Genomic DNA, 25,864 nt, shown 5'->3' with positions numbered 1-25,864 from the left:
GGTTGAAAGCACCGGTCTTGAAAACCGGCATACGTTAATAGCGTATCTAGGGTTCAAATCCCTATCTCTCCGCCACTATTAAGAAGCCTCGCTAGAAATAGCGAGGCTTTTTTCATTTCCGCACATCTTTATTACTCTATCTGTGCTTGCCAAAAATCAATTCCATATGCGATCTACTTTTCGACAAAGTAATATTGGTATCGGTCTTGGTTGTGACGTTTTGATTTTTGCTAAGAAGTGCAGTTGCCTCTAAAGCTGTTCATCCTCATCACTGCATGCTGTCCCGATAAGGTTGTTGGAGATGCTTTGTTAAGGTGTTGAACCATCTATTGCCTTATCGTTCTCTTAAAGCACTACCATTGCTTCTCTAGCCCCTTTTACTGGATAGACCGAACAAATAAGCATACTCAAATAGCCACTGTTTCACTGATGTATCTTTTTGTTTTACTCAGTCTAGCGACGCGTGTGCTCTATTGCCTAAATCTAGCTACGTCTTAAAACCATACATCAACAGGCTAAAGTTACGTATTCCTGCATCTTTTAAAATTGTTTTGGATTCTGCTGGAATGACAGGATCAGAGTAGTCAAAAGAGAAGAGGAAAGTGAAACGATAGTGAGTTGCTAGGAAGTTGAGAACTACTTGGGAGCCAATGAATTGGATAAACATATTGATGACTAAGGACTGAAGGGTTAATAGCAGGCAATAAAAAAGCCGACAGGTAAGCTGTCGGCTTGGTTAGGTCATCTTAAGTTAGTCATTCTGTACGAGCGTGAGAGCTTTACGAGAGACTTCGTGAGCAGCTTTGGTTAGATTTTGCTTCTCTAGTGTGTCTGCTAGGAATGCATAGTCAGAGACGTCAGAGCGAAGCTTTAAGGCGATCTCAAAGTGATCCTGGGCTTCTTGCCACTTCTCTTGACAGAAATAGAAGTGCGCTAATGCGCTATGGGCAGCGGCGTTATCCGGTTCTTTCTTCACTACGCCCTCTAAGAAGACCACGACAGGGTGGGTATCTGGCAGATTTAGATCTGGCAGTAGTTGATAAAGCTCTGGGGCAGGTTGTTTTTTTAATGCTTCTTTTAGCACGGTAAAGGCTTCTGCATCAGCTTTTCGAGTGATGAGTTCTCGAGCAAAACAGGCAACGAGGTGTGTGTCTTGTTTAACTTTACGTGAGAGACTATTCCAATGAGAGATAAGCCCTTCGCTACCTTGTTGTTGCGCTACTTCATGGAGTAAGCCGCACTGCGCCTTTTGAATCAGCTCTGCATGTTCTTCTTCCGTGATGAGTTTTGCTTTGGTTAGTTGTGGCAAGAGGTCAATAAGAGGTTGCCACAACTTTAGCTGCATGTACGTTGTTTTCAGCAAGTTCAATACAATAGAGTTACTCGCATACTGACTTTTTAACGATTGCAAGGTATCGAAAGCGGACTCGAACTCGTTGTCGCGGATAAATTGTTTCGCTCGAGTCAGTTCTACTGCGAGATGGGCGTTCTCTTGTTGGCTCGCTAGCTCTAGATAGTGATCTCGTTTTGCTTTATCACCTTGGCCTTGTGCGGCTTCAGACGCAACCAAGTAGCAAAGCAGCGGCATATCGTGATGATTTGCCCAGCGAGTTACTTTCTTCTCAGCACCTTTCCAGTCACCTTCTAGAAGTTTAATAATGCCTTCATTGGTGTATCGGCGGGAATGGCGCATTTTGCGAACACTGAAGTAGTTCCATGTTGTAGAACTAGCATAAACTAACTTCTTAATCAGGTACTCAAGCAGAAAAAGACCTGCGAGTGCAGCGATAACGAAAACCACTAATGTCGTTACGCTCATCTCGATCGTTTTCTCGGCAATGGAGATGAGTACATAGCCTTGCTGACCAGAAAACTGGGTGCCAACAAATAGTCCTGCGCCTAGTACAACAAATAGGAAAATAAGACGAAACATTACTTATCCTCCATGCCTGTCATCGTTGTGACTTCACGACGTAGGCGTTCACGGATGACATCTGATAGTTGAGACTGACTTTGCAGTTTTGTTGGGTATTCCACTTGAATATTTTGCTGACTTAGCAGGTTAACCGTTTTGTTGAACTCTTTAACGGAATTATCGTCTTGGTTGAAGAAAGCTAATGCCCATTTGTCGGCTGTTTTTAGAGATGTGGTGTAAATTTCACCTTGTTCTTGGTACACCGCTTTTATTGCCGTTTCCAATTTGGCTTTGATGTTTTCTTTCAGGTAAAAGTGTTGCTCAGGAGAAAGCAGTGGAATGACGTTACCATCGCGCGTGCGGAAGGTAATGAAGTTTTCTGAAAAGTCCTTCAAAGAGGTCATTAAGTTATCTTGCCAGTTTGCGATATCTTCAGATACTTCAGTGTTTTCTACGGCTTCAGCTTCAGGTAGCAGTGCATTGGCGAGAGGGAGCTTGTCTACTTGCTGTTGCAGGGCAGTTAAGCGTAGTACCAATCCATCACGGTCAATTAGCGGGATAGTGCGAAGTTTGGTGATATCGTTCGCCATTGCTTTACGTAGTTTGACGAGACTAGGGTCATTCAGCGCTGCAATGCGTTGGTCTGCACTTTCCATCAGTTGAGTTGCGCTTTCTACGTCATGCTCTAAGAACAGTTTACGGCCGGCTAATTTGACGAGGTAATCGGCTTCCGCTAATAGCCAGTCGTTTGGTCGACGACCTTTCACATCGGCAACGGCGAGCTGTAAGCTTTCAATGCTCTTCTGTTGCTGTCCCAGTACCACTTCCGCTTTGTGTGTCACGGTCGTTGCTTTCTCGATGGTTTCTTCTTGTACCCGGCTGAGCTCTTGCTTCATGGAGGCTTGAGAGCTTTCTAGCTGACTTTTTAGTTGGGCGATCTGCGCTTGGTAATCGGCTTGCTGTTGATGCAGCTTGTACGCGAGGCCACCGCCAAAAATAATCGATAAGATGATAGCGACCGTGCCTAGTTTGACACCGCGTTTGCCTTGTTTTTCTTCAAACTCGATTTTGGTTGGTTCTGCTGTTTTTGGGGGCTCGGCCGCTTGTGGTTGCTCTTTTTTAAGGTCCGCATCCTGCTGCGATGTGGTTTTTTCGACTAGCGGTGCCGATGAGGTTTCTTCGGAAAGGTTTTTATCGTTATTTTTTTGGTCGTTATTTTTACTTGTCATGCCTATATCCTGTGTAGCTAGGGCTGGAGAGCCGCCAGTAATTCTTGGTTAGATGCGCTTCCCGTGCATCTCACGCGAGTGAACCCCCTTTGAATTGCGATGTCAGCGATACGCTGACTGGGGATATACAACTCTTGTTGATTAAGCCAAGTCAATTGCTCCGACGTCAATTGGCTGCACAAATAATCCAGTTGTTCACCACTGGTGACAATAATCTGGTTAATTTGTAGGTTTTTCCATAGTGAGATACAGCTTACTGGATCGAATGGGATGAATTCTCTCTTGTAAGTCTCACTATAGTGAACTTTTGCGCCACGCCTCACCAATGCATCTTTGATCAGCTCTCTTCCGCCGTTACCACGAAGGATAAGAACTTGTTGTTGTGCCACATTGTTGAGCTCTGGCAGTCGCAATAAGTGTTCACTATCACTGACTTGGGGATAGTGTACTTTCTGTTGGGTACATTTGCTTAAATAGTGTGCTGTTTTTTGACCAACGGCAAGGTAAATAGCTTGTTTCGGCCATGACATCCCGTTGCTGGCTAAGATTTGCTGTGCACATTGCACTGCATGTCGACTAACAGCGATAACAATTTGAGCTTGATGTAGATGTTTAGAGAGGTGCGTGTTCGTGAGATCGGCGACAATGTCGATCAGAGGATGGTGATATGCGGAAATGCCGTGCCTTTCGAGCAGAGAGCAAAGCGCGCTGCCTTGCTCTCCCGGCCGAGTGACCAACACTGCCATGGTTATTCGTGATCTGCGTACAGCTTAGTTAGGATTTCACGAGCGCCGTTATCTAGCAGCTCATTGGCTAGCTGCACTCCTAATGCTTCGCCGTCTTTACGATGGCCACGAATTTCACCACGCACAATTTCGCTGCCATCTGGTTCGCCAACTAATGCGCGTAGCCAAATGTTGTCGCCGTCTAGCAGGGCATAGCTGCCGATAGGTACCTGACAGCCGCCTTCTAGCGTAAGGTTCATTGCGCGCTCACACAAAACGCGGTCTACGGTGTCTTGGTGGTTAAGTGGCTCAAGCAGCTTAAGCAGTCTTTCATCGTCAAGGCGGCACTCAATACCGACAGCACCTTGCCCTACCGCTGGTAGTGATTGCTCTGGTTCGATAAAGCTACGAATGCGCTCTTCAAGCTTCAATCGTTTGAGGCCAGCCGCAGCAAGAATGATTGCATCATACTCACCCGCATCTAACTTACCAAGGCGAGTGCCCACATTACCGCGAAGCTCTTTGATGATGATGTCCGGACGATATTCTTTCAGTTGGCATTGACGGCGCAAACTGCAAGTACCAACCACGGCACCTTGAGGGAGCTCATCAATGTGGCTATAGGTATTAGAGACGAAGGCATCACGAGGATCTTCACGCTCACAAATGGTCACGAGGCCAAGGCCTTCTGGGAAATCGACGGGTACGTCTTTCATTGAGTGAACGGCGAGGTCTGCACGTCCTTCTAGCATCGCGATTTCAAGCTCTTTTACGAACAAGCCTTTGCCGCCAACTTTTGCTAGTGGTGTATCTAAAATCACGTCACCTTTGGTCACCATGGTTACTAACTCGACTTCCAAGCCAGGGTGAGCGGCTTGAAGGGCGTCTTTAACAAAGTAAGCTTGCCATAAAGCAAGAGGGCTTTTTCGAGTTGCAATGCGAATCGGTGTGGATTGTGTCATGATCTTCTCAATGCTGTTTGGATTTGGGTTTATCCTACCATTGTCATCAAGAAATGCTTACTGTTAGTTCGTTATCTCTGAAGGCTATGAATGGAATTACATGACGTTATGAAAATAGTGTGACTGGATTCTCAATTAGACTAAGGACTATTATTAGTAATAGGTAATAAGAGCGACACTACCGCGCGATTAATTTTGTGACTAAAGTATGGTTTTGTATCCAGAGTGATACGCGGGCGTGAAGCTTTACCCGCACCAATAAAAGTGTTAAATTGATCACGTTTTTAAGCCATTTTGGTTTAAAACGTCAGCAGATTTTCGTGATTGTTCAACCAAGGAATTCCCCTTGCAGGCTTACACCCAAAAAATCATCCAGCGACTAGATAATTTGAATCAGCAGCGAGTTGATCGCGCGCTGGCGCTTATGGATTCGCAAAGCCAGCAAGTCTTCCATTTGATTCCTGCCTTGTTGAACTACAACCATCCTGTAATTCCTGGCTATTATGATGCCGATGTCCCGTTTGGTGTGCATGGGCTTGAACTAAATAGCATTCAGCAACAATTCATAGATGATATTCAACTTGCCATTGGTCAGCCGCTCAAGACGGTAGAAAAGCCCGCTATATTGGGTTTGTACACCATGGGCAGTACCTCCTCGATTGGTCAAAGTACTTCCAGTGATTTGGATATTTGGGTGTGTATTTCACCAGAGATGGATTGTGACGAACGCGAGTTATTGACCAATAAATGCCTACTCATCACGGATTGGGCACAAAGCAAAGGCGTGGAAGCGAACTTTTTCTTAATGGATAAAGAGCGCTTTAGAAGCAATCATTCTGAGGAGATGACAGGTGATAACTGTGGTTCATCTCAGCACTTACTTTTGCTAGATGAATTCTATCGTAGTGCGGTGCGTATTGCCGGACAGCGTTTGTTATGGCAAATCGTGCCGCCAGAAATGGAAGAGTGTTACGACGAGTACGTTTCTCAACTGTGCAGTGATGGTTACATCGACTGTAGTGAATGGATCGACTTTGGTAAATTGAACTGCATTCCTGCTGAAGAATACTTCGGCTCGAACTTGTGGCAGTTATACAAAAGCATCGATTCTCCCTACAAATCGGTATTAAAAGCCATCTTGCTAGAAGCTTACTCGTGGGAATACCCGCATACTCAATTGTTAAGCATCGACACTAAACGTCGTTTCTTTGCCCATGAGCCTGATCTCTATGGCATGGATGCGTACTACTTAATGTTGGAAAAAGTAACCCGTTACTTAGAGCGAATTCAAGACGATACACGTTTGGATTTAGTGCGTCGCTGTTTCTATCTCAAAACCCATGAAAAACTATCTCGTGAGCCGAATGTTGGCTCAGTAGCTTGGCGTCGTGAAGCGCTGAGCGATATGATTGCAAAATGGAATTGGGACGCCAGTGTCGTTGCAGAGCTCGATGACCGCCGTAATTGGAAGGTTGAACAAGTAAAGGTGGTACATCATGCATTGCTGGATGCGTTGATGCAAAGCTACCGTAACTTGATTCAATTTGCGCGTCGTAACGACATCACTTCTGCTATCAGTCCGCAAGACATCAGTATTTTGGCCCGTAAACTTTACGCGGCTTTTGAAGTATTGCCGGGCAAAGTAACGTTACTAAACCCACAGATTTCACCTGATCTGCACGAGCCTGACTTGAGCTTTATCGAAGTGAAAAAAGGGGGAGTGAACAAGTCTGGTTGGTACCTCTATAAACAACCACTTATTGCGCACCGCATTTTGGGGCAACCATATCTAGAGCATCATGAATACTTGAGTAAGTTGGTTGCTTGGGCATTCTTCAATGGCTTGATCACTGAATCGACTCGTTTACATGCCGTGGTACGTGAAGCGCAGCTAGATATTGATAAGTTTTACCAAATGGTGAGTGACTTACGAAATACTTTTGCGTTGCGTAAGCGTCGTCCATCTATGCAGGCGCTAGCGAGTCCTTGTGAAATAAGCCAGCTTGCGATGTTCATCAACTTTGAAAATGATCCGACGTCTGAACTTTCTGGTCGTTCGTTGAAAGTGGATGTTAAGAACACCGATATTTTTAGCTTTGGTCCAGAACATAAAAATTTAGTCGGCAGTGTTGACCTTGTTTACCGTAATTCTTGGCATGAAGTGCGTACGCTGCATTTCAAAGGGGAAACGGCGATGCTGGATGCACTGAAAACCATTTTGGGCAAAATGCACCAAGATGCGTTGCCACCAGAATCAGTGGATGTGTTCTGCTATGCGAAGAACATGCGTGGTGTGATGCGCAATATGGTTTACCAGCTTTTAGCTGAATGTATCGACTTACGCTTGAAACCAGTAGAGCAAGAGAAACGTCGCCGCTTTAAAGCGATGCGTCTTGGTAACCAGACTTATGGGTTGTTCTTTGAACGTCGTGGTGTGTCGGTGCAGAAGCTAGAAAATTCCATCGATTTCTACCGCAGCATTTCCACTAACAAACTCAAAGGCTCGCCGCTGTTAATGCTCGATCGTGAGCAAGAATATCAAATGCCTGAAGCGGTGGATGGGTTTGCCAGTGAAGGTCTAGTGCAGTTCTTCTTTGAAGATAACGAAGATGGCTTCAATATTTATGTGTTGGATGAGTCAAATCAAGTGGAAGTGTACCACCAATTTAGTGGCTCCAAAGATGAAATGATTTCGTCTGTAAACAGTTTCTACACGTCGGTAAAAGACGATAGTCGCGTCGCGTCGAAGTTTATTAACTTTAACCTGCCTCAGTACTATCAAATTATTCACCCTGAAGAGGGGAATGCGTATATCATTCCTTACCGTAATGACGGTTGTTCACCGAGTCGCCCGACCAAAACTGTGAACGCGTAATTAAACCCGTATCAATAAACAAAAAGAGCACTTCGGTGCTCTTTTTGTTTTGGTGACGATTGACCAGAATTATGCCCAATCAATGGCTTCGCCCGCGTGCTTTTCACATTCTTGCTTCACCATTTCAAATAGCTCCATACCCGTTTTTGAGCAGGTCCATTTACCTTCAATAAGTTTGAAGTGGAAACCACCAGATTTGGACGCTAGCCAGATCTCATGCATCGGCTCTTGGCGATTAATGATGATTTGGCTGCGGTCTTCAAATTCCAATGTCATTACGTTGCCAGTGACTTCGTAATCAATGTCTGCGCCTGAATCATCGATGGATTCTTCGATGATTTGCATCTGCGCATCCACCAGTTGATGAAATTCAGTATCGTTCATCCGTCTATCCTATTGCTTTTCCTGAGTGTGGTGCGATTATAGGGGGCATTGATTCAATAATCACGATATGCGAAATGAAAAAATTAGTTACTGTGTTGTTTGTGATGGTTGCCGCGACCTTAGCGGGGTGTGGTCAGTCTGGCTCACTATACATTCCAGATGACACTCAACAGAATGAGCAATCACAATAAATAACCGCACCTTAGGGTGAAATTAGGGTTCAGCAGTCGAATAAAATAAGGGAAGCGAATTTTGGATTACTTCAACTATCAGGATGATGGCCAGCTTTGGGCCGAAGACGTCCCACTTCAAGCTCTTGCAGAGCAATATGGCACTCCTCTTTACGTATATTCTCGAGCCACGCTAGAGCGCCATTGGAAGGCGTTTGATAGTGCTGTGGGTCAGCATCCTCACCTGGTTTGCTACGCGGTGAAAGCCAACTCAAACTTAGGCGTATTGAACACGCTAGCGCGTTTGGGATCGGGTTTTGACATCGTGTCGGGTGGTGAACTTGAGCGTGTGATTGCCGCAGGCGGTGATCCGAAAAAAGTCGTTTTCTCTGGTGTTGGTAAAACACCGGCAGAGATGAAGCGCGCTCTTGAGCTAGGTATCAAATGTTTCAACGTTGAATCTGAGCCAGAGCTAGAACGTTTGAACAAGGTTGCGGGTGAGCTTGGTGTGATTGCGCCAATTTCTCTGCGTATCAATCCAGATGTCGACGCGAAAACACACCCTTACATTTCGACTGGTCTTCGCGACAATAAATTCGGCATTGCGTTTGATCGTGCGCCAGATGTTTATAAATTCGCGCAAAGCCTGCCGAACTTGAATGTGCAAGGCATCGACTGCCACATTGGTTCTCAGCTGACCAATATAGACCCATTTATCGACGCGACAGACCGTTTATTAGCCCTGATTGATGATTTAAAAGCGCAAGGCATTAACATTCGTCACCTTGATGTCGGCGGCGGTTTGGGTGTGGTCTATCGTGATGAATTACCACCTCAGCCTTCTGATTACGCCAAAGCGTTACTTGGTCGTCTTGAAAATCACCAAGACTTGGAGCTGATCTTTGAGCCAGGCCGTGCAATTGCTGCGAACGCAGGTATCTTGCTAACGCGTGTTGAGTTTTTAAAACATACTGAGCATAAAAACTTTGCGATTATCGACGCTGCAATGAACGACTTGATGCGTCCTGCGCTATACCAAGCATGGCAAGATATTGTGCCAGTTTCACCGCGAAAGGGTGAAGCTCAGACTTACGACTTGGTTGGTCCTATTTGTGAAACCGGCGACTTCTTGGGTAAAGATCGCGCACTCGTTTTGCAAGAAGGTGATCTACTCGCGGTTCGTTCAGCAGGTGCCTATGGTTTTGTGATGTCTTCGAACTACAATACTCGTACCCGAGCGGCAGAAGTGATGGTGGACGGTAAACAAAGCCACTTAGTTCGCCAGCGTGAGGAGCTGACCAGTTTGTGGCAGCTGGAACAGATTCTACCGGAGTAACACACAACAAATGCATTTCCACTTTTCCAAAATGCACGGTTTGGGCAACGACTTCATGGTCGTCGACTGTATTACCCAGAACGTGTTTTTCTCGCAAGACCTGATCCGCCGCTTGGCGGATCGTCATACTGGCGTTGGTTTTGACCAATTGCTTGTGGTAGAGGCCCCGTACGACCCCGAAACCGACTTCCATTATCGGATTTTTAATGCCGATGGTAGTGAAGTTGAACAGTGTGGTAACGGTGCACGCTGTTTTGCCCGCTTTGTTCGCTTGAAGGGGCTGACCAATAAATACAGCATCAGCGTGAGCACCAAGAAAGGAAAGATGATTCTCAACATCGAAGATGATGGGGAAGTGACGGTCAACATGGGCGTGCCAGAGTTTGAACCGAACAAAATTCCTTTCAAAGCGAAGCAAAAAGAGAAAACTTACATCATGCGAGCAGGCGACAATACCTTGTTTTGTGGTGCTGTGAGCATGGGTAACCCGCACGTAGTGACCGTGGTCGACGATGTGGATACGGCAGAAGTGGAAACTCTCGGTCCGCTGCTTGAGTCGCATGAGCGTTTCCCAGAGCGCGTCAACGCTGGCTTTATGCAGGTGATGAGTCGTGACCATATTCGTCTTCGAGTTTACGAGCGAGGCGCAGGAGAGACACAAGCTTGTGGTAGTGGTGCATGCGCGGCAGTCGCGGTTGGGATTCTGCAGGGCTTGTTGGATGAAAACGTTAAGGTTTCTCTACCTGGTGGTGAATTGCGAATTGCATGGCAAGGCCCTGGCAAGCCGTTGTTTATGACCGGACCTACAACGCATGTATTTGATGGTCAATTGTCTTGCTAGTTGAAGAAAAAGGAAACGCTTTGTCTCAAGTAGAAGCAGATGCCTTAACGGCTGAAGTAGTGGCCGAGTACCTCAAAGATCATCCAGACTTTTTTGTGCAACGTCCGGAGCTTGTGGATCGTTTATCTTTCCCACACTCAGACTTAGGCGCGGTATCTTTGGTACACATCCAAATGAATCGCCAACGTCAGCGCATTGAAGAGTTAGAGGAAGAGATCACTACACTAATGTCGCTTGCGGCGAACAATGATCGCACCTTTTACGAATTTATGGATTTGCAGGGGCAGATTCTAAAGTGTGGTGACTTTAAACAAGTCATTCATTCTATCGAAGAGAAAGCCAAAGCATTGGGCTTACGTGCGTTTGTTCGATTGTTTAGTCAATGCGACGCATCGATTCAATTGAGTAAGGAAAGTTATCAACGCTTTGCGACCACTCACTTAAATGGCAAAGATGCGTACTTAGGACGTCTTCGCAAAGTGGATCGTGAAGCTTTGTTTGGCAACATGGAAGTGCCGGAAATGGGGTCCTATGTGGTACTGCCGCTCGTGAAACAGCAAACACTGGGCGTGCTTGCTTTTTCTAGTGAAGATGGCGGCCATTTTCAGCCAGATATGGATACCTTGTTTTTGCGTCACCTATCATTAGTAGTGGCACATCTCGCTCAAACACTGGTATGGCAAAGTTACGATGACGACAACTCCCAACACTCCTCTACCAAATAGTCTGCAAAAGCCTCTTGAGCGCTTCTATGAATTCTTACGAAGCGAAAAGGGGCTTAGCCTACATACTCAGCGCAATTACAAACAGCAGCTAGAAACTATGGCGCAGCACTTAGCTGAAATGGGGCTCAAAGATTGGTCTCAAGTGGATGCTGGTTGGGTGCGCCAATTAGCAGGTAAGGGCATGCGAGAAGGCATGAAAGCCAGCAGTTTGGCAACGCGACTCTCATCGCTGCGTAGTTTTTTCGATTTCCTTATTCTGCGTGGCGAGATGTCGGCTAACCCAGCCAAAGGGGTTTCAGCACCTCGCAAAAAACGCCCGTTGCCCAAAAACCTCGATGTTGACGAAGTGAGCCAATTACTTGAAGTCAACGAGGACGACCCGTTGGCTGTGCGCGATCGCGCCATGATGGAGCTGATGTACGGCGCCGGCTTACGTTTGGCTGAACTGGTGGGTGTGGATGTACGTGACGTACAACTGCGTAGTGGTGAGCTTCGTGTTATTGGTAAAGGCGATAAAGAACGTAAAGTGCCGTTCTCTGGGATGGCAACCGAGTGGGTTGGGAAGTGGCTACGCGTTCGTGGTGATTTAGCCGCTCCAGGTGAGCCCGCCTTGTTTGTATCTAAGCTCGGAACGCGTATTTCGCATCGTAGCGTGCAAAAACGCATGGCTGAATGGGGGCAGAAACAGTCTGTCGCAAGCCATATTAGTCCGCATAAATTGCGTCACTCATTTGCGACACATATGCTCGAATCAAGCAATAACTTACGTGCGGTGCAGGAGCTTTTAGGGCACGAGAACATTTCGACGACCCAAATCTACACGCACTTGGATTTCCAACATTTGGCGCAAGCCTACGACCAAGCCCACCCACGCGCACGCAAAAAGAACGGGGAGTGAGCCGAAGTATGAAATTTTATCGCCGTATCGAGCCTATTAAGGCAATGACCTTTGACCTAGATGATACCCTCTATGACAACTATCCTGTGATCGTTCGCATGGAGCGTGAGTTGCTATCTTGGCTCAAGCACCATCATCCAGCGGTTGCTCATATGAACAAAGCGGATTGGTTTGCTCTCAAACAGCGAGTTGTGCAGCAACAACCCGAGCTGAAGAGCGATGTCACTTTATGGCGTTTAGTGCAACTTCAGCAAGCCTTCTCCCAAGTAGGCTACGACGAAGACGCAGCACATGCCGCTGCGAAAGCCGCAGTAGACGTTGCGTTGGACTGGCGTAACCGTTTTGAAGTGCCGCAGCAAAGCCTCGATGTACTGGAGGAACTCACGCAGCACATCCCGTTGGTGGCAATCACCAACGGTAATGTGGATTTAGACCGCATCGGTCTTACGCCTTATTTCCAACAGGTACTTAAAGCAGGACCAGATGGATTGGCGAAACCCGCAACCGATATGTTTACTAAAGCGAAGCGATTCTTGGATATCCCTGCGGAGAATATTCTGCATGTCGGTGATCACCTAACCACGGATGTGCATGGTGCAAAGTTGGCTGGTTTTGCAGCCTGTTGGTTTAATGATATGAATAAAAATGTCATTAACCATTCAAAAACACGTACTTTACCTGATATTGAAATCAATAGTTTGCAGCCGTTACTCACACTTTTTTAATTGCTTTCGCATTAATCCATTCTAATCTCATTTTGTGTCTAGAAAAGCAGCGCAAAGCCACGTAAATTATTCTCTATTAAATAAAAATAGTAACGCCACACGTCGTGGTGAAGATAGTGTTACGGCAGTGGTAGGTCCATGCGAGCTTTTTCAAAACTGGTTCACGATGTCAGTCAACTGAATGACTTTTTAGTCACTTTTCCAATTTCCTCAGATAAACAATATTTAGTACAAATATTGTCGACGCAATCGCGCGAATTTACGACCACACTTGCAGACGCCGTTTTGTCGTCGCTGCCGAATGCTCATGTTATGGGGCATAGTACGCGTAATGTAATTCTGGAAGGGGAGATATTTACCTCTGGTTGCCTAGTGAGTGTGATTGAATTTGAGCAAACCACGCTGACTTCTGCGGTACAAACATACTCTTACTCCCCTGACATTGATGGCGGGGAACTCAAGCGCTCTCTTCTAATGCAGCATAATTCACAGGTGATCCTCAGCTTTGCTGTGCAAATTGAACGACGTGACTATCCCTTGTTTCAAACCTTCGCCAGTGAAGAAGTCGTGATTTCTGGAGGGTTGGCGCAGAGTATTGACGATGGCTGCTGGGTGCTATATCAAAACCGAGTTTACGATAACGCTGTGGTTGCCGTAGCTTTGCACAGTGATACCTTGAAGCTATGGACTGATGCGTATTCGGAATGGAACCCGATTGGCATGCCACACAAAGTCACTCATGCAAAAGGAACGCGCTTGTATTGTTTAGGTGAGAAGAAAGCGCTGGAAGTATACAAGCGTTACTTGGCGGATGGCCATGACGTGACGCTGAGTCAACTGCTCAGCTTTCCTTTGTATCGAGAAAGCTTAGGGCGAAAGGAAGTTTGTACGGTAACGGAGCTGCACGCTGATGGCAGTATGAGCTTCGACAGGCCCTGGTGTCTTGGTGACGAAGTGCAATTTTGCTATAACCATCCCTCGTTAACGCTCGAGCAAGTGCGGCATGGTGTGGTTGAGTTAGCCATGCACCAACCTGAAGTCGTTATGATTTTTAACTGCGCGTCACGGTTAGACTTTATTGACAGCAGCGACGAAGTCCAAGCCTTCAAAGATATTGCGACGACGTTTGGTAGTTACTGTATGGGGGAACTGCATGGTGGTATTGGTCAGCCCGAAATTCTTCATCACAGCCTGACGTATTTAGCGATGCGAGAGGGAGACGAAGTGCAAACATTGAACTTGCCTAAGTCGCCCGTTAGCTCCTCTATTTCACCGTTGTTTAGCTTGATTCGAAATGCGATCGGCGATCTCAACCATATGAACGCGCATATGGGATATCAACTCGATCGCCAAACGCGCAAGTTACAAGAAAGCTATCGACGCGACAGTCGTACAGGGTTACAAAACCGGGTCGCATTGCAAGAGCGGCTGAGTAACATCGATTTGGATGAGCATTTGTTGACTCTAAAGCTACTTAACTTTAGTCATATCAACGAAAAATACGGCTACCGAGTGGGAGATCAATTACTCAAAGATCTCTCAATGCACTTTACGAATCGACTACGAAAGCGTTTCGGCATGCCAACGGCTTTGCAGCTTTATAGTATTGGGGTTGGTGAATGGGCGTTCATATTTAAAGCTGATCAAAGCAGCGAGACCATCAAACAGCACTTTGCGCGTTTTGCTGACGCGGTAGAACAAACTAATTTTGAGCCAATTGGCCTACGTGAAATAGATTATCTTTCTATCTCGCTATGCGGCGGCTTAGTGAGTCGTCGAGATTTTCCATCCGCTTCAGTAGATGAGCTCTTACTCAAAGGCATCGAAGCGAGGCGCTCCGGTGTACGCAGTAATACCCATATCTGTAATGCGAAAGATATTGAAGTCAGTGAGGATGTGCGTAAAGAGCAACTTGGATGGCTAAGTTGCGTTAGTAGAGCCATTCTCAAACAGAACATCATCACTTATAGCCAACCCATTGTGCATGCGGGTAGCCACAAATTGGCAAGCCAAGAATGTTTGGTTCGTATTCTGGAAGCCGATGGAACGGTGATTGCGCCAGGGCGTTTTCTGCCAATTATCTCTGATACGCATCTTTACACTCGACTAAGTCGGCACATGATTCATTCTACGTTGCATTACATGCGAGATAAGCAAGGTGACTTTTCTATAAACTTATCGCCGCAAGATTTGCTCAGTGATAAAACTTTAATACTTTTAGAGCATGAAATTAGCCAGCTAAATGACCCAAGGCGAATTGGTTTAGAAGTGCTGGAATCTGAGCAGATCAAAGACTATGGCCGAATGATAGAAGTGTGCAGTCATTTTAGAAGCTTAGGGGCGCGTATCATTGTTGATGACTTTGGGTCCGGCTATTCGAATATCGATGAAATCCTAAAGTTGGAGCCAGAAGTCATAAAGCTCGATGGCAGCTTGATTCGTGATATTGATAAAGACTTAAAACAGCGCAAGATCGCTTCCCAGTTGGTGCGTTTGTGCCAGGTGTTTAACGCGGAGACGGTGGCGGAGTTCGTCCACAATCAGGAGGTGTGTACCATTGCACAAGACATGGGGGTGGATTATTTGCAGGGTTACTATCTTGGCGAGCCGACTCGACTGTTTTAATGATGTTTCACGTGAAACTTCTTGTCGTAAAAAACGCAGCGTAGGCTGCGTTTTTTGTTTGGTTCTTCTACTGAGCTTAATGTTTAACGCTTAAGAGCGTGTCCACTCTTTTCAGCTTGGAACAGAGCGAGGTAATGGGCAAAAAAGCGCTGCATTTGTTGTTGGTTGTTTTGTTCTCCAAGTTGCCCGAGCAAATGTGCAGCGACTTCAAACGTGCACAAGTTACCTTGTTGTTGGTTGCGTCGCAGCTGATATTGTGAGTCCGCCGACGCAGACAATCCCATAGTAGGGATACCTTCTAACCAACGGCTCTTATTGATCATCTTGCGCGCCTCTTGCCAGGTGGCATCCAAAATAATAAACAGCGGAGTTTTGGTTTGTTGCTGGCTTTGGAGTACCACATCTTCGAGTGTGATACTTTCTTCACAGGGGAAGAGCAACACCGGATACCGCGACGGATCAGCTAATAGAGTGAGCAATTCTGCTGGTGGCTGTTTGCGATCCCAGATTACTCGCTCAATGTTGAGTTGGCACTGCTCTAGTAGCTGGCCGGTATTAGTATCACGCTTCAGTTCATTCGGATGCATTAACAGCAGGATGTTGTGCTCACTGGTAAGTTTCGGCATTAGCGAGCACATACAATTGAATTGAAAACCGCAGGTTGGACACGGTTGTGACATTACAGACGAACTCCTTCGCGCACCGGGCTTATCCCATCAGAGAACAGACGCACACCACTGACTTGGTTCGGCGTTGCCGTTGGCGCCATGCTTGGGTTGAGTGGGTAGCTAACCCCAGTGTATTGCATCACGTGTTGAGCCGCTTTAGCTCCGCCACCGCTGACATTAAAAATCAGATCTCGCCAACCATGAGAGGTTTGTTGGCCGAGCATAATCGGGCTTTGCACTAGTGTAATGCGGCTATTAAATCGCCATTCCTTTTCGTGATGTTCAAATATCAGCAATGTACAGCCTCCGGAACCACACCAATCCAACTGTACCAATAGCTCTTCGTTACCATCGCTGTTGAGGTCGTAAGTTAGCCAACGGTATTGGTTATTGTTGGGGGTGGTTTGATGGATAAAGAAGTAGTTGCGCACCGCGGCATCTACTTTTGAATCAAACTCTGCACTAGAAGGGACGTCAGCACTACCGATGGGGTTGTTGGTGCGTTTTTCGGCTGGTTGCATGATGCCTTCATCACGAACGGTGGCAGGATAAAGGACTAAACCACCATCGGCGATTGGGTATACCAAGTTACCGACTTTTTCTTTGGTCGCTTTGAGCTGATTGCCTTCTCGAGTAAACAGTCGCTCTGACATTAGCCTTTGCTGTTGATGATGCGTCATGACAACTTGAACCTGATACGGACTTAACTGTTGCCAGTAACCACGCTCGATTAATGGTGCTTGTCCATTGGCGTAACGGTATTTTGTTGTGGCGCTATGGTCTGGGTTTAAGGTCATTTGTACTTCAAAGCCTTGTGATTGGGTTGAGGTCGCGACATAGGTATTAGCCCAGCCAAGCGTTGCATCGACGTTTGCAGCCATACCACAACCTTGATACGTCTCGCCATCATGTTTTAGTGTTGCTTTCCAGCCATACAAAGAATCGCTCATTGTGTCTGAGCAGAGGTTTTCTGTTAAGCGAAGCTCACCATCTTGTAGTTGATAAGTGCGCTGGCGAGGTTGAAGCTGACTGCTTTTAATCGCTAATTTTGTGGTTTGTTTGCCGATTTGCTGGAATGTTAGTCCATTAGCCTCAAAGCTTGCCGACCAAGAAGGCTCATTACCAAACACGCGAGTTGGTTTGTTTGGTTGCTGACAACGGTTTGGATTTTCCGTTGTGAGGAAGTTCACTTGTTCCACGACAAAGTTAGCATCGAAATCAGCAGAAAACCCATCGATGCCCGGTGGGTTGAGGTGGCCGATAACCTCGCCATACATGGTCTGGTAAGGCTCGTTATTTAACTGAATTGCTCGTTGCATTTGCTGTGGTGACAGTTGCAACCAATATTGCTTGTCGCTGCCACAAGGCATGATGTATTGGCTCTCGTGACCGACGATCACTTTTCCGCGCAGCATAAAAGTTTGAGGTTGAATGGTTTCAGGCTTATCTAAGGTTGCTGGTGGAGAGGTTGGGTCAGCGGCACCAGATTGTGGCGACTGTGAACTACATGCTTGCAGAACCAGCAGGGTGGCAAGCGCCACTGGGTTTTTCAAAGCCTTCATGTTATATCTTCCTCATTATTGTTACTCAATCGGCATCGGATGGCATTATGGCATATTGGTTATTTAAAACTGAACCAGATACCTTTTCTATTGACACGCTTCGAACCCAAAAGGTTTCATGTTGGGAGGGAGTTCGTAATTATCAGGCGCGCAATATGATGCGTGACCAAGTGAAGGTGGGCGATTTAGTCCTGATTTACCACTCTTCTTGTAAACATGTTGGCGTGGCAGGTATTGCTAAAGTTGTGAGAGAAGCCTATCCCGATCATTTCCAATTCGATCCCGAAAGCGATTATTACGATCCAAAGTCAGACCCAGACAACCCGCGTTGGATTATGGTGGATGTCGAGTTTGTACGTAAAACGGCGCGAGTGATTCCGTTGTCGGTGATGAAAGCGATGCCAGAACTTGAGAACATGCCGTTGGTGAAACGTGGAAATCGCTTGTCGATTATGCCCGTGACAGAAGAAGAATGGGACGCGATTCTTGGCAAAGAGAAGCTGCCAAGTCAGCGATAAAAGAAAAGGGCTGCGAATGTGCAGCCCTTCATAATTTGGAGTATTGAAGCTTACAGCAAGTGTTCTTGTAGGTAGTGTGCAACCGCATCTTCCGCATTGCTGCCAATCACTTCATTATTTGGTAGAGCTTTCATCACTTTTTCGTGTGATGTACCCATAACTAGCCCTTTACCTGCCATCGACAGCATTTCTACGTCATTCATGCCATCACCAAATGCTACGCAGTTTTCTAACGTGAGGTCGAGTTTTTTCGCTACCGCTTCAAGAGCATGGCCTTTAGACACGCCAGCGCTCATTACTTCCAAACACCAAGGCGTTGAAAATGCGATGTTCAGCTTATCACCAAACTGCTCACGTAGTTTGTTTTCAAATACGACCAAACGTTCGTGGTCTTCTCCTGGATGCGTGAAGAAAACTTTCGCAATACCGTCAGTTGGGGCGTGGTCTTCATCAAATAAGACGTAAGTGAATTCATCGTGGAAGTCACGTAACGTTTCATCATCCTTGTTCATCAACCAGCTATCATTTTGATACATGTGAATAAGTATTTCTTGATCATGTTTGATCGTGTCGATCACGCCTTGTACCAGTTCCGCAGGGACATTCTCGCTGTACATTAGCTGATCTTCCTGGTCATGCACTCGGGCACCATTCGACGTGATCATATAAGCTGGAATGCCAACTTGGCGACGGATGCTCGCAACGTCTACGTGGTGACGGCCGGTTGCAAAGACAAAGGTATAACCCTTTTCATGCAGCGCTTTTAGCGTCTCTTTTGAGTAAGCACTGAGCTGATGGTTTGGTGCGAGTAACGTGCCATCCAGATCAGAGGCAACGATTTTGGTGATCTCTTTGCAAGGTAGCGATGTGCTCATGAAGTCCTCGTAAACGGTTTGGATAGTGTGGAACAGGTGAATTGCAAACGGAGTACAGCAGACTGACTAGATCGTACTGCTCCGAATGCGGGGGAACTTGGGCCCGTAGCACTATGCGGTTAAACACTGTGTCAAAGTAGCCAAGTTCAAGCAGTGTACGCCAAAATGAGGATGAAAAAGAGGGTAAATCGATGTGTAGACATTTCCTCTTTAATCTTAGTCGTGAAATGGTCGCCTAGAGTTCTTATTGTGCTTGTTCGTTTGATGGCGATTTAGGGTCATTCATAAAGCGGAAAATCGCATCGAGCGCTTGATTACGATACTTGTCGGTCTCGAATAAGATTTCATGCTGTGCGCCTTCGATGGAAAGCAGCTCCGCGTGCGGGTTGGTTTTCCGCAATTTATCAATAAAACGCTTTTGCGCGAGGTTGCTAACAATCCGATCGTTTCCGGCTTGGATTAGGATTACTGGTATTTTGACTTGGCGAGTTAATAAAAAGCACTGCTTAGCGGCCATGAGCCCTTGCCAAACCCAGCGAGTGCTTGGCCCACCGACTTGCAGTTCCGGTTTTTCCGTATATAGGTTTCGGAACCATTGGTAGCGGCCGTAACTTTGGCTAAGTGGGTTATCTTCAAAGGGCTTAGGGAAGTAGGCCTGATGTCCTGGTGCATAGCGTGGCAAAGTCGATACCGCTGACATAATTTGTGTGACCGGAATCGCTATTGGTGATAGGTACCATGGCAGGTTAATGCCAAACATGGGCGCACTTAGAATCAAACCAGTAAAAGGGTGTTCTGGGTGAGTTTGCAGGTAACGTGTGGCGATCGCGCCGCCCATAGAGTGCGCGATGATGAAGCATTGTTGATATTCGCTAAGGTCGTGTTTTTTTACGACGATGTCCATATCATCAATATAATCAGTAAAGTCATAGACGTGACCCATATCTGAGTCAGATAATAAACGATCTGATAAACCTTGTCCGCGGTGGTCAAAGGAATAGACATCGAAACCTTGGCGGTAGAGATCGTAAAACAGCTCTTGGTATTTCCAGGAAGACTCAATGCGTCCATTTACGATGAGCACGGCTTTTTTATGCTCTGGGTTGGTTAGCTTGCACCAGTAAATGTTCTTTTTCTCAGTCCCTTTAACAAAGCCCTCTTGGCGAGTTTGCCAAAGTGCTGCGATCGGACCACCAATTGCTTGCTCAAATAATGTCTCTTGAGTATAAGTCAAAGGTGAATGGTTAGTCGCCATTAGTTGATTACCTGAAGATACGTTGTTTACGCGATGTATCATCGAAGAATTAGTGAGGAAATGCAATGGATACCCATGTCTGGTTAGCTTATGTAGTAACAGCAATCGTTTTTAGTTTGGCTCCGGGCTCTGGCACGGTGAACTCAATCAGTAATGGTTTGAGTTACGGTACCCGTAAATCACTGGGTGCCATTATTGGCTTACAAATTGGTTTAGTTATCCACATCGCGCTGGTGGGGGCGGGTATTGGTGCGCTTGTCGCGCAGTCAGCAACCGCATTTTCTGTCATTAAATGGGTTGGTGCCGCTTATCTGGTTTGGTTGGGGATTCAGAAATGGCGCGATACATCAAGCTTAGTCGCAGCTGAAAACCACAACGAGATGTCAGGCACGGCGCTGTTGTACAAGGCAGTGTTGATTAACCTCACCAACCCTAAATCGATTGTTTTTCTGGTGGCGTTGTTCCCGCAGTTTATTGACCCGGCAAAAGACCAAATCACGCAACTGTTGGTGCTTGGCGTCACTACAGTCGTGATTGATGCGTGTGTAATGTTGGGTTACACGAGCTTGGCAGCACAAATGGGACGCTTTATTCGCTCCGATAAAATCATGGGAAAAATAAACAAAGTATTCGGTTCAATGTTCATGGGTTGTGGTGCATTATTAGCAGCTGCAAAGTCATAAGCCATTTATAGGTCCTTCTTTAGCATGAATACAACGTATGTCGCTCGCCAGCCGATCTTTAACCGAAAAAGACAGACGCTGGGTTATGAATTGTTGTTTCGAGACGGGGAGAGTAACGCATACCCTTCACATATTGATTCAAATCGAGCGACATACCGACTGATCGTCGAAAACTTCCTATCACTGGGTACTAACCCAGTGATTGCCTCTTCAAGATGCTTTATTAACTTTCCTCATCAAAGCTTGGTGCGACGTTTGCCGCGCAGTTTGCCGAAAAACAAAATTGTCATCGAAGTGTTGGAAACGTGCCAACCTACGGATGAGCTTCTTGATGCGATTCGTGAGTTTTATCGAGAAGGTTACTTGATCGCTTTGGATGACTTCACCCTAACACCAGAATGGCGTCGTTTTTTGCCATATGTGCATATTGTGAAGCTCGACATTATGGCGATGGGGCTCGAAAAGGCCTGTGAACTGGTCAAAACACACCTGGCCAAACGCGTCAAATACCACTTTTTAGCAGAACGTGTTGAAACCGCAGAAGAGTTTGAGCAAGCGAAAGCGGCTGGCTTTAAATTTTTCCAAGGTTATTTTTTTAGCAAGCCACTCGTCTCGCAGACTAAATACGTCAGTCCTGAGCAAGTGTTGGCATTGCAACTGTTTCGTGAAGTTTGTGCTCCTGAGCCTGACTTTACTCGTATCGAGTCCATCATTACGCAAGATGTCGCGTTGTCATATAAATTATTGCGTTTTGTAAATACGCAAGCGCCGAATTTGGCTGTCGAAATCAGCTCTTTTCGTCAGGCATTGATTTATCTTGGCCAGGATAACCTTAAGCAGTTTGTCTCTTTGGTTGTGGCATCGTATATCTCCAGTAACAAGCCTCGAGAGCTGTATCACCTTTCATTGCAACGAGCTCAATTTTGCCAATTGATGTCGCGCTATCAGCCATTCTCTCACCTCAACGAGCAAGGTTTCATGGTTGGTTTGCTGTCGATTCTAGATGCGCTGCTGGATCTTTCGGTGGAATCTTTAGTTAGGCAGTTACCGCTTAGTCATTCAGTACAACAAGCGCTATTACATCGCAAAGGGGTTTATGGTGCACTTATTTCCCTCGAAGAGTGCTACGAGCGTGCCGATTGGTCAGGGGTTGAAAAAATCACGATGCAATTGGGGTTGCCTTTAGAGGAAGTGAAGCTCTCCTTAGGTGAAGCGGCTCGCTGGAGTCAAAGCATCGCGACTGCATAATTTCTTGTCTTATCTTTTATCTCTTTGAATCTCTCTCTTTACAATCAAGCTGTTCGTTAGATGTGAAACTTTTATGACGATGGACGGTTTCCTCTTGACGATATATCTTAATTAAATAAACATATACGCATATCCATATATAGGTATGTTCATTATGCTTCCACATCAGTTTTTTAAGCTGTTATCCGATGAAACACGCGTACGTTGTTTAATGCTCGTGGCCCGTGAAGGTGAAACTTGCGTTGGTGATTTGGCGTTTGCTCTACAAGAGAGCCAGCCGAAAGTTTCTCGTCATCTTGCTCAGTTACGATCCAGTGGCATCTTGGTGGATAAACGCCAAGGACAATGGGTGTATTACGAGTTATCACAGCAATTACCAGGTTGGATGCGAAAGTTAATTGAAGACTTAGTGGCATCAAACTGTTTGAAGCAGGAATACCAAGACGACATCACACGCTTACACGATAAAAGTCGTGAGGCTTGCTGTTAACAGCGAATAGAGATTCAAGGTAGAAGATTAGAGGGTAAAACTATGACAATTAAAGTAGGAATTAATGGCTTTGGCCGAATTGGTCGCTTAGCGCTGCGAGCGGCATTTGATTGGCCAGAATTGGAGTTTGTGTTAATCAACGATGTCGCAGGTGACGCCGCTACGCTTGGTCACTTATTAGAATTCGATTCAGTGCAAGGTCGTTGGCATTATGGAGTTCAGGTCGAAGGCAGTGAGCTCGTCATCAACGGCAAGCGTGTCGCCACGACTCAACAACGCGATATCGATGCGGTGAACTGGTCTGATTGTGATGTTGTGATTGAAGCGACAGGCGTACATCGCAAAACATCATTCCTAAACAAATACCTAGAGCAAGGCGTGAAACGTGTCGTGGTAAGCGCACCTGTGAAAGAAGAAGGTATTGCGAACATTGTGGTGGGCGTGAACGACCATATTTTCGACCCTGAAAAACATCGTATCGTGACAGCAGCTTCGTGTACGACTAACTGTATCGCACCTGTGGTTAAAGTCATTCATGAGAAATTGGGTATCGAACAATCTTCTTTTACGACCATTCACGACCTGACGAATACGCAAACTATTTTGGATGCGCCACACAAAGATCTACGCCGTGCAAGAGCATGCGGCATGAGCCTTATCCCGACCACGACGGGTAGCGCGAAGGCGATTGTCGAAATTTTCCCAGAATTAAAAGACAAAATTAATGGTCATGCGGTTCGCGTACCTCTAGCAAACGCATCGTTAACAGACATCATTTTTGATGTGAAGCGTGATACCACAGCAGAAGAAGTGAATGCACTGTTAAAAGAAGCATCTGAAGGTGATTTGAAAGGCATCCTTGGCTTCGAAGAGCGTCCTTTAGTTTCTATCGATTATAAAGGCGACCAACGTTCAACCATCGTTGATGCGCAATCAACCATGGTTGTGGGTTCTCGTATGGTTAAGATTTACGCTTGGTACGATAACGAAATGGGTTATGCAACGCGCACAGCAGAGCTGGTTCGTAACGTTGGTTTGGCTTAAAAAGGGGGTCACAATGTCTCATCCTACATGGCAATTAGATTTGGACTCCGGTGCTTTAATCTTAACACCGTGCCCAGGAACGAAAGGTGTCGATTTGCATGCGTCGTTAGAACAGTTGAAAGAGCAGGGTGTTCAAGCGGTCGTTACTGCATTAGATGATAGTGAATTAGCTGCGAAGAATGTCTCTGCATTGGGTGAAGCCACTCAGCAACTGGGTATGAAATGGTTCCAGATCGAGATTGAAGACGACTGCGCACCAAATGAAGAATTTGCGACGAAGTGGCAACAAGCCAGTCCGGAACTGCACGCGATTCTTGCTCAAGGTGGCAAAGTTGCGATGCATTGTATGGGTGGTTCGGGGCGCACAGGTTTGTTCGCTGCTCACCTACTCCTAGAAAAGGAATGGCAGTTAGAAGATATCGTGCGAGAAGTGCAGGCATTGCGCCCAGGTGCATTTACAAAACCTGTGCAAGTTGAGTACATCGAACGCGTGGCTCAAGACGCTTGATCAGCTTAAATAGCTTTTGGTTCATTATGATCCAAAAGCTAAATTCGAGCTTCTTCAGGATACGACTGTTTACAAGAAAAGCCATTAATATTAACTAATGCATTGTTTTTAAGGTGTATTTTGCTTTTTATTGATGTTGGGGCATTTTTTGAAAATCACAGCAACATTGTATTGGTCAATGTTGCTGTACAGGTTAGGAAGTATTTAGAACATGATGATCTAAATGCTTCTATCGCTGTACATATGAGGTCAATATGATTTCTCAATTAAGCAAAAGTATTCGTCAGTACATGTTAGTGACGTTTAACTATTGGAACTTTACGGTGACCGATGGCGCACTGCGTATGCTGGTGGTGCTCTATTTTCATGACTTAGGTTATTCCACGTTAGCTATTGCCTCACTGTTTCTTTTCTATGAATTTTTTGGTGTGGTGACAAACCTGGTTGGTGGTTGGTTGGGCGCAAGGTTAGGCCTAAATAAAACCATGAACATTGGTTTAGCGATGCAAGTGTTTGCGTTGCTGATGCTCGCAGTACCAAATGCATGGCTGACCATTCCTTGGGTGATGGCAGCGCAAGCTCTGTCGGGGATTGCCAAAGATCTGAACAAAATGAGTGCTAAGAGCGCGATTAAAACGCTAGTACCAGACGAACAGCAAGGTGCGCTCTACAAATGGGTAGCGATTTTGACTGGCTCGAAGAATGCACTCAAAGGAGCGGGCTTTTTTGTTGGTGGCTTGCTGCTGTCTTGGGTGGGTTTTCAAAACTCGATGTTTATTATGGCGGGTGTACTTACATTAGTGTTTGTTTGCAGCATGATCTGGCTAGAAGCGGACATGGGTAAAGCAAAGAGTAAACCTAAGTTTCGCCAAATATTCTCCAAGTCTGAATCGATAAACATTTTATCCGCAGCACGCATGTTCTTGTTTGGTGCTCGTGATGTGTGGTTTGTCGTTGCTCTGCCTATTTATCTTGGTAGCGTGTTTGGTTGGGATCACTTGTGGGTTGGTAGCTTTCTCGCAGCGTGGGTCATTGCTTATGGGTTTGTGCAAGGCTTTGCGCCGCGTATTACTGGCAAAGCGCAAGGTCGTGTGCCTGATGGTAGTGCAGCATTGGTGTGGGCAGGAATCCTAGCGTTAATTACGGCTGGTATTGCTTATGGTGTGCAAATCGGTTGGCAGCCTGAATTGGTGATTGTGGTAGGTTTGATGATTTTTGGCGCTGTGTTTGCCATTAACTCTTCGCTGCACTCGTACTTGATAGTGAGCTACGCTAAAGGCGATGGCGTCTCGTTGGATGTCGGTTTTTACTACATGGCCAATGCGATGGGACGTTTGATTGGCACGGTATTATCGGGTTGGATCTACCAAGAGGCTGGTCTTGCAGCGTGCTTATGGGTTTCTTTTGCTTTCTTGGCACTGACGACGCTGATTTCAATTAAGTTGCCAAAAGCTAATGTTGCTACTGCGTAACTACCCCCAGTATCGCTATCTGTAGATGGTATAAATGGCTCCAAATCGGAGCCATTTTTGTTTTCAGCCCTAAACCACCTACTTCAGTAGGTGGTTATCATCCGTTTCGGCTTTGCCTGTAAAACTACTCA

24 protein-coding genes are annotated in these 25,864 nt (G+C 46.1%); 15 read left to right on the top strand and 9 right to left on the bottom strand.

Features of this window, described 5'->3' with window-relative positions; translation table 11 throughout:
- Positions 1-751: 751 nt before the first annotated feature.
- The 4 genes from R7F67_RS22875 to hemC are packed head-to-tail and all read right to left on the bottom strand — an operon-like array spanning position 752 to position 4,831.
- Complete coding sequence (locus R7F67_RS22875) at positions 752-1,933, bottom strand: heme biosynthesis protein HemY (protein ID WP_054577265.1); 1,182 nt, start codon at positions 1,931-1,933, stop codon at positions 752-754.
- Positions 1,933-3,144, bottom strand: a complete 1,212-nt coding sequence (locus tag R7F67_RS22870) for a uroporphyrinogen-III C-methyltransferase (protein ID WP_054577266.1) — start codon at positions 3,142-3,144, stop codon at positions 1,933-1,935. Before R7F67_RS22870 ends, R7F67_RS22875 begins: the two co-directional genes overlap by 1 nt.
- A 17-nt stretch (positions 3,145-3,161) precedes the next feature.
- Positions 3,162-3,890 (bottom strand): uroporphyrinogen-III synthase, encoded by a 729-nt coding sequence (locus R7F67_RS22865; RefSeq protein ID WP_054577267.1) that lies wholly within the window; start codon positions 3,888-3,890, stop codon positions 3,162-3,164.
- Between the two features lie 2 nt (positions 3,891-3,892).
- Positions 3,893-4,831 (bottom strand): hydroxymethylbilane synthase, encoded by a 939-nt coding sequence (gene hemC / locus R7F67_RS22860; protein ID WP_005383388.1) that lies wholly within the window; start codon positions 4,829-4,831, stop codon positions 3,893-3,895.
- A 346-nt stretch (positions 4,832-5,177) separates the two neighbouring features.
- On the opposite strand from hemC, the gene R7F67_RS22855 reads away from it, so the two are divergent.
- Entirely contained in the window at positions 5,178-7,706 is a 2,529-nt protein-coding gene (locus R7F67_RS22855) for a class I adenylate cyclase (protein ID WP_053350817.1), read from the top strand.
- A 69-nt stretch (positions 7,707-7,775) separates the two neighbouring features.
- On the opposite strand, the gene cyaY is transcribed toward R7F67_RS22855, so the two are convergent.
- Positions 7,776-8,090: an iron donor protein CyaY gene (gene cyaY, locus R7F67_RS22850; RefSeq protein WP_005383391.1), complete on the bottom strand. Its 315-nt coding sequence runs from the start codon at positions 8,088-8,090 to the stop codon at positions 7,776-7,778.
- A 74-nt stretch (positions 8,091-8,164) separates the two neighbouring features.
- Between cyaY and lptM the strand changes: the two genes are divergently transcribed.
- The 7 genes from lptM to R7F67_RS22815 all read left to right on the top strand — a co-directional run bounded on the left by lptM (position 8,165) and on the right by R7F67_RS22815 (position 15,410).
- Entirely contained in the window at positions 8,165-8,281 is a 117-nt protein-coding gene (gene lptM, locus R7F67_RS25180) for an LPS translocon maturation chaperone LptM (protein ID WP_005378746.1), read from the top strand.
- A gap of 61 nt (positions 8,282-8,342) precedes the next feature.
- Entirely contained in the window at positions 8,343-9,596 is a 1,254-nt protein-coding gene (gene lysA / locus R7F67_RS22840; protein WP_005378745.1) for a diaminopimelate decarboxylase, read from the top strand.
- Positions 9,597-9,606: 10 nt separating this feature from the next.
- Positions 9,607-10,437 (top strand): diaminopimelate epimerase, encoded by an 831-nt coding sequence (dapF, locus tag R7F67_RS22835; protein ID WP_005378744.1) that lies wholly within the window; start codon positions 9,607-9,609, stop codon positions 10,435-10,437.
- Positions 10,431-11,162 carry a DUF484 family protein gene (locus tag R7F67_RS22830; protein WP_182016945.1) on the top strand — a complete coding sequence of 244 codons (732 nt, stop codon included), beginning with the start codon at positions 10,431-10,433 and terminating at the stop codon, positions 11,160-11,162. The genes dapF and R7F67_RS22830 overlap by 7 nt, the downstream gene beginning before the upstream one ends.
- Positions 11,128-12,060 (top strand): tyrosine recombinase XerC, encoded by a 933-nt coding sequence (gene xerC / locus R7F67_RS22825; protein WP_005378742.1) that lies wholly within the window; start codon positions 11,128-11,130, stop codon positions 12,058-12,060. Before R7F67_RS22830 ends, xerC begins: the two co-directional genes overlap by 35 nt.
- Positions 12,061-12,068: 8 nt before the next feature.
- Entirely contained in the window at positions 12,069-12,785 is a 717-nt protein-coding gene (gene yigB / locus R7F67_RS22820; RefSeq protein ID WP_047104010.1) for a 5-amino-6-(5-phospho-D-ribitylamino)uracil phosphatase YigB, read from the top strand.
- Between the two features lie 138 nt (positions 12,786-12,923).
- Complete coding sequence (locus R7F67_RS22815) at positions 12,924-15,410, top strand: EAL domain-containing protein (protein WP_213908258.1); 2,487 nt, start codon at positions 12,924-12,926, stop codon at positions 15,408-15,410.
- Positions 15,411-15,493: 83 nt separating this feature from the next.
- Here R7F67_RS22815 and R7F67_RS22810 read toward each other — a convergent pair whose 3' ends face one another.
- Both R7F67_RS22810 and R7F67_RS22805 read right to left on the bottom strand, forming a co-directional pair.
- Entirely contained in the window at positions 15,494-16,090 is a 597-nt protein-coding gene (locus R7F67_RS22810) for a tRNA-uridine aminocarboxypropyltransferase (protein WP_025768162.1), read from the bottom strand.
- Positions 16,090-17,640 carry a COG3650 family protein gene (locus R7F67_RS22805; protein ID WP_238852830.1) on the bottom strand — a complete coding sequence of 517 codons (1,551 nt, stop codon included), beginning with the start codon at positions 17,638-17,640 and terminating at the stop codon, positions 16,090-16,092. Before R7F67_RS22805 ends, R7F67_RS22810 begins: the two co-directional genes overlap by 1 nt.
- 47 nt (positions 17,641-17,687) lie before the next feature.
- On the opposite strand from R7F67_RS22805, the gene R7F67_RS22800 reads away from it, so the two are divergent.
- Entirely contained in the window at positions 17,688-18,158 is a 471-nt protein-coding gene (locus R7F67_RS22800) for an EVE domain-containing protein (protein ID WP_005378735.1), read from the top strand.
- A 50-nt stretch (positions 18,159-18,208) separates the two neighbouring features.
- Here the strand turns inward: R7F67_RS22800 and R7F67_RS22795 are convergent, their stop codons facing one another.
- Together R7F67_RS22795 and R7F67_RS22790 are read right to left on the bottom strand one after the other, a co-directional pair.
- Positions 18,209-19,033, bottom strand: a complete 825-nt coding sequence (locus R7F67_RS22795) for a Cof-type HAD-IIB family hydrolase (protein WP_017636084.1) — start codon at positions 19,031-19,033, stop codon at positions 18,209-18,211.
- Positions 19,034-19,277: 244 nt separating this feature from the next.
- Complete coding sequence (locus R7F67_RS22790) at positions 19,278-20,288, bottom strand: alpha/beta fold hydrolase (RefSeq protein ID WP_005378733.1); 1,011 nt, start codon at positions 20,286-20,288, stop codon at positions 19,278-19,280.
- Positions 20,289-20,353: 65 nt separating this feature from the next.
- Between R7F67_RS22790 and rhtB the strand changes: the two genes are divergently transcribed.
- From rhtB to arsJ, 6 genes are all read left to right on the top strand, one after another.
- A complete protein-coding gene (gene rhtB, locus R7F67_RS22785) occupies positions 20,354-20,971 on the top strand; it encodes a homoserine/homoserine lactone efflux protein (RefSeq protein ID WP_005378732.1) in 618 nt (205 codons plus the stop codon).
- A 24-nt stretch (positions 20,972-20,995) separates the two neighbouring features.
- Entirely contained in the window at positions 20,996-22,219 is a 1,224-nt protein-coding gene (locus R7F67_RS22780) for an EAL and HDOD domain-containing protein (RefSeq protein WP_005378731.1), read from the top strand.
- A gap of 154 nt (positions 22,220-22,373) precedes the next feature.
- Positions 22,374-22,709, top strand: a complete 336-nt coding sequence (locus R7F67_RS22775) for a metalloregulator ArsR/SmtB family transcription factor (protein ID WP_005378730.1) — start codon at positions 22,374-22,376, stop codon at positions 22,707-22,709.
- Positions 22,710-22,751: 42 nt separating this feature from the next.
- On the top strand, positions 22,752-23,753 hold the full coding sequence (locus tag R7F67_RS22770) for an ArsJ-associated glyceraldehyde-3-phosphate dehydrogenase (RefSeq protein WP_318057393.1): 1,002 nt from the start codon (positions 22,752-22,754) through the stop codon (positions 23,751-23,753).
- Between the two features lie 13 nt (positions 23,754-23,766).
- Positions 23,767-24,261: a cyclin-dependent kinase inhibitor 3 family protein gene (locus R7F67_RS22765; protein ID WP_005383629.1), complete on the top strand. Its 495-nt coding sequence runs from the start codon at positions 23,767-23,769 to the stop codon at positions 24,259-24,261.
- Positions 24,262-24,515: 254 nt separating this feature from the next.
- Positions 24,516-25,733, top strand: coding sequence for an organoarsenical effux MFS transporter ArsJ (arsJ, locus tag R7F67_RS22760; RefSeq protein ID WP_005378722.1), 1,218 nt, complete (start codon positions 24,516-24,518; stop codon positions 25,731-25,733).
- Positions 25,734-25,864 lie beyond the last annotated feature (131 nt).

The organism is Vibrio sp. YT-17 (assembly GCF_033337375.1).
GTDB lineage: Bacteria > Pseudomonadota > Gammaproteobacteria > Enterobacterales > Vibrionaceae > Vibrio > Vibrio alginolyticus.
The sequence above is the reverse complement of the archived record's forward strand: the minus strand, read 5'-3'. Positions and strand labels throughout refer to the sequence as shown.

Bases quoted from the DNA above. Each gene is read 5' to 3' on its own strand.
- R7F67_RS22795 (WP_017636084.1), bottom strand. From the start codon at position 19,033: ATGAGCACATCGCTACCTTGCAAAGAGATCACCAAAATCGTTGCCTCT.
- R7F67_RS22875 (WP_054577265.1), bottom strand. From the start codon at position 1,933: ATGTTTCGTCTTATTTTCCTATTTGTTGTACTAGGCGCAGGACTATTT.
- lptM (WP_005378746.1), top strand. From the start codon at position 8,165: ATGAAAAAATTAGTTACTGTGTTGTTTGTGATGGTTGCCGCGACCTTA.
- dapF (WP_005378744.1), top strand. From the start codon at position 9,607: ATGCATTTCCACTTTTCCAAAATGCACGGTTTGGGCAACGACTTCATG.
- R7F67_RS22765 (WP_005383629.1), top strand. From the start codon at position 23,767: ATGTCTCATCCTACATGGCAATTAGATTTGGACTCCGGTGCTTTAATC.
- R7F67_RS22800 (WP_005378735.1), top strand. From the start codon at position 17,688: ATGGCATATTGGTTATTTAAAACTGAACCAGATACCTTTTCTATTGAC.
- R7F67_RS22870 (WP_054577266.1), bottom strand. From the start codon at position 3,144: ATGACAAGTAAAAATAACGACCAAAAAAATAACGATAAAAACCTTTCC.
- cyaY (WP_005383391.1), bottom strand. From the start codon at position 8,090: ATGAACGATACTGAATTTCATCAACTGGTGGATGCGCAGATGCAAATC.
- R7F67_RS22865 (WP_054577267.1), bottom strand. From the start codon at position 3,890: ATGGCAGTGTTGGTCACTCGGCCGGGAGAGCAAGGCAGCGCGCTTTGC.
- R7F67_RS22775 (WP_005378730.1), top strand. From the start codon at position 22,374: ATGCTTCCACATCAGTTTTTTAAGCTGTTATCCGATGAAACACGCGTA.
- R7F67_RS22790 (WP_005378733.1), bottom strand. From the start codon at position 20,288: ATGGCGACTAACCATTCACCTTTGACTTATACTCAAGAGACATTATTT.
- rhtB (WP_005378732.1), top strand. From the start codon at position 20,354: ATGGATACCCATGTCTGGTTAGCTTATGTAGTAACAGCAATCGTTTTT.
- hemC (WP_005383388.1), bottom strand. From the start codon at position 4,831: ATGACACAATCCACACCGATTCGCATTGCAACTCGAAAAAGCCCTCTT.
- yigB (WP_047104010.1), top strand. From the start codon at position 12,069: ATGAAATTTTATCGCCGTATCGAGCCTATTAAGGCAATGACCTTTGAC.
- R7F67_RS22815 (WP_213908258.1), top strand. From the start codon at position 12,924: ATGCGAGCTTTTTCAAAACTGGTTCACGATGTCAGTCAACTGAATGAC.
- R7F67_RS22770 (WP_318057393.1), top strand. From the start codon at position 22,752: ATGACAATTAAAGTAGGAATTAATGGCTTTGGCCGAATTGGTCGCTTA.
- R7F67_RS22780 (WP_005378731.1), top strand. From the start codon at position 20,996: ATGAATACAACGTATGTCGCTCGCCAGCCGATCTTTAACCGAAAAAGA.
- xerC (WP_005378742.1), top strand. From the start codon at position 11,128: ATGACGACAACTCCCAACACTCCTCTACCAAATAGTCTGCAAAAGCCT.
- R7F67_RS22805 (WP_238852830.1), bottom strand. From the start codon at position 17,640: ATGAAGGCTTTGAAAAACCCAGTGGCGCTTGCCACCCTGCTGGTTCTG.
- R7F67_RS22810 (WP_025768162.1), bottom strand. From the start codon at position 16,090: ATGTCACAACCGTGTCCAACCTGCGGTTTTCAATTCAATTGTATGTGC.
- arsJ (WP_005378722.1), top strand. From the start codon at position 24,516: ATGATTTCTCAATTAAGCAAAAGTATTCGTCAGTACATGTTAGTGACG.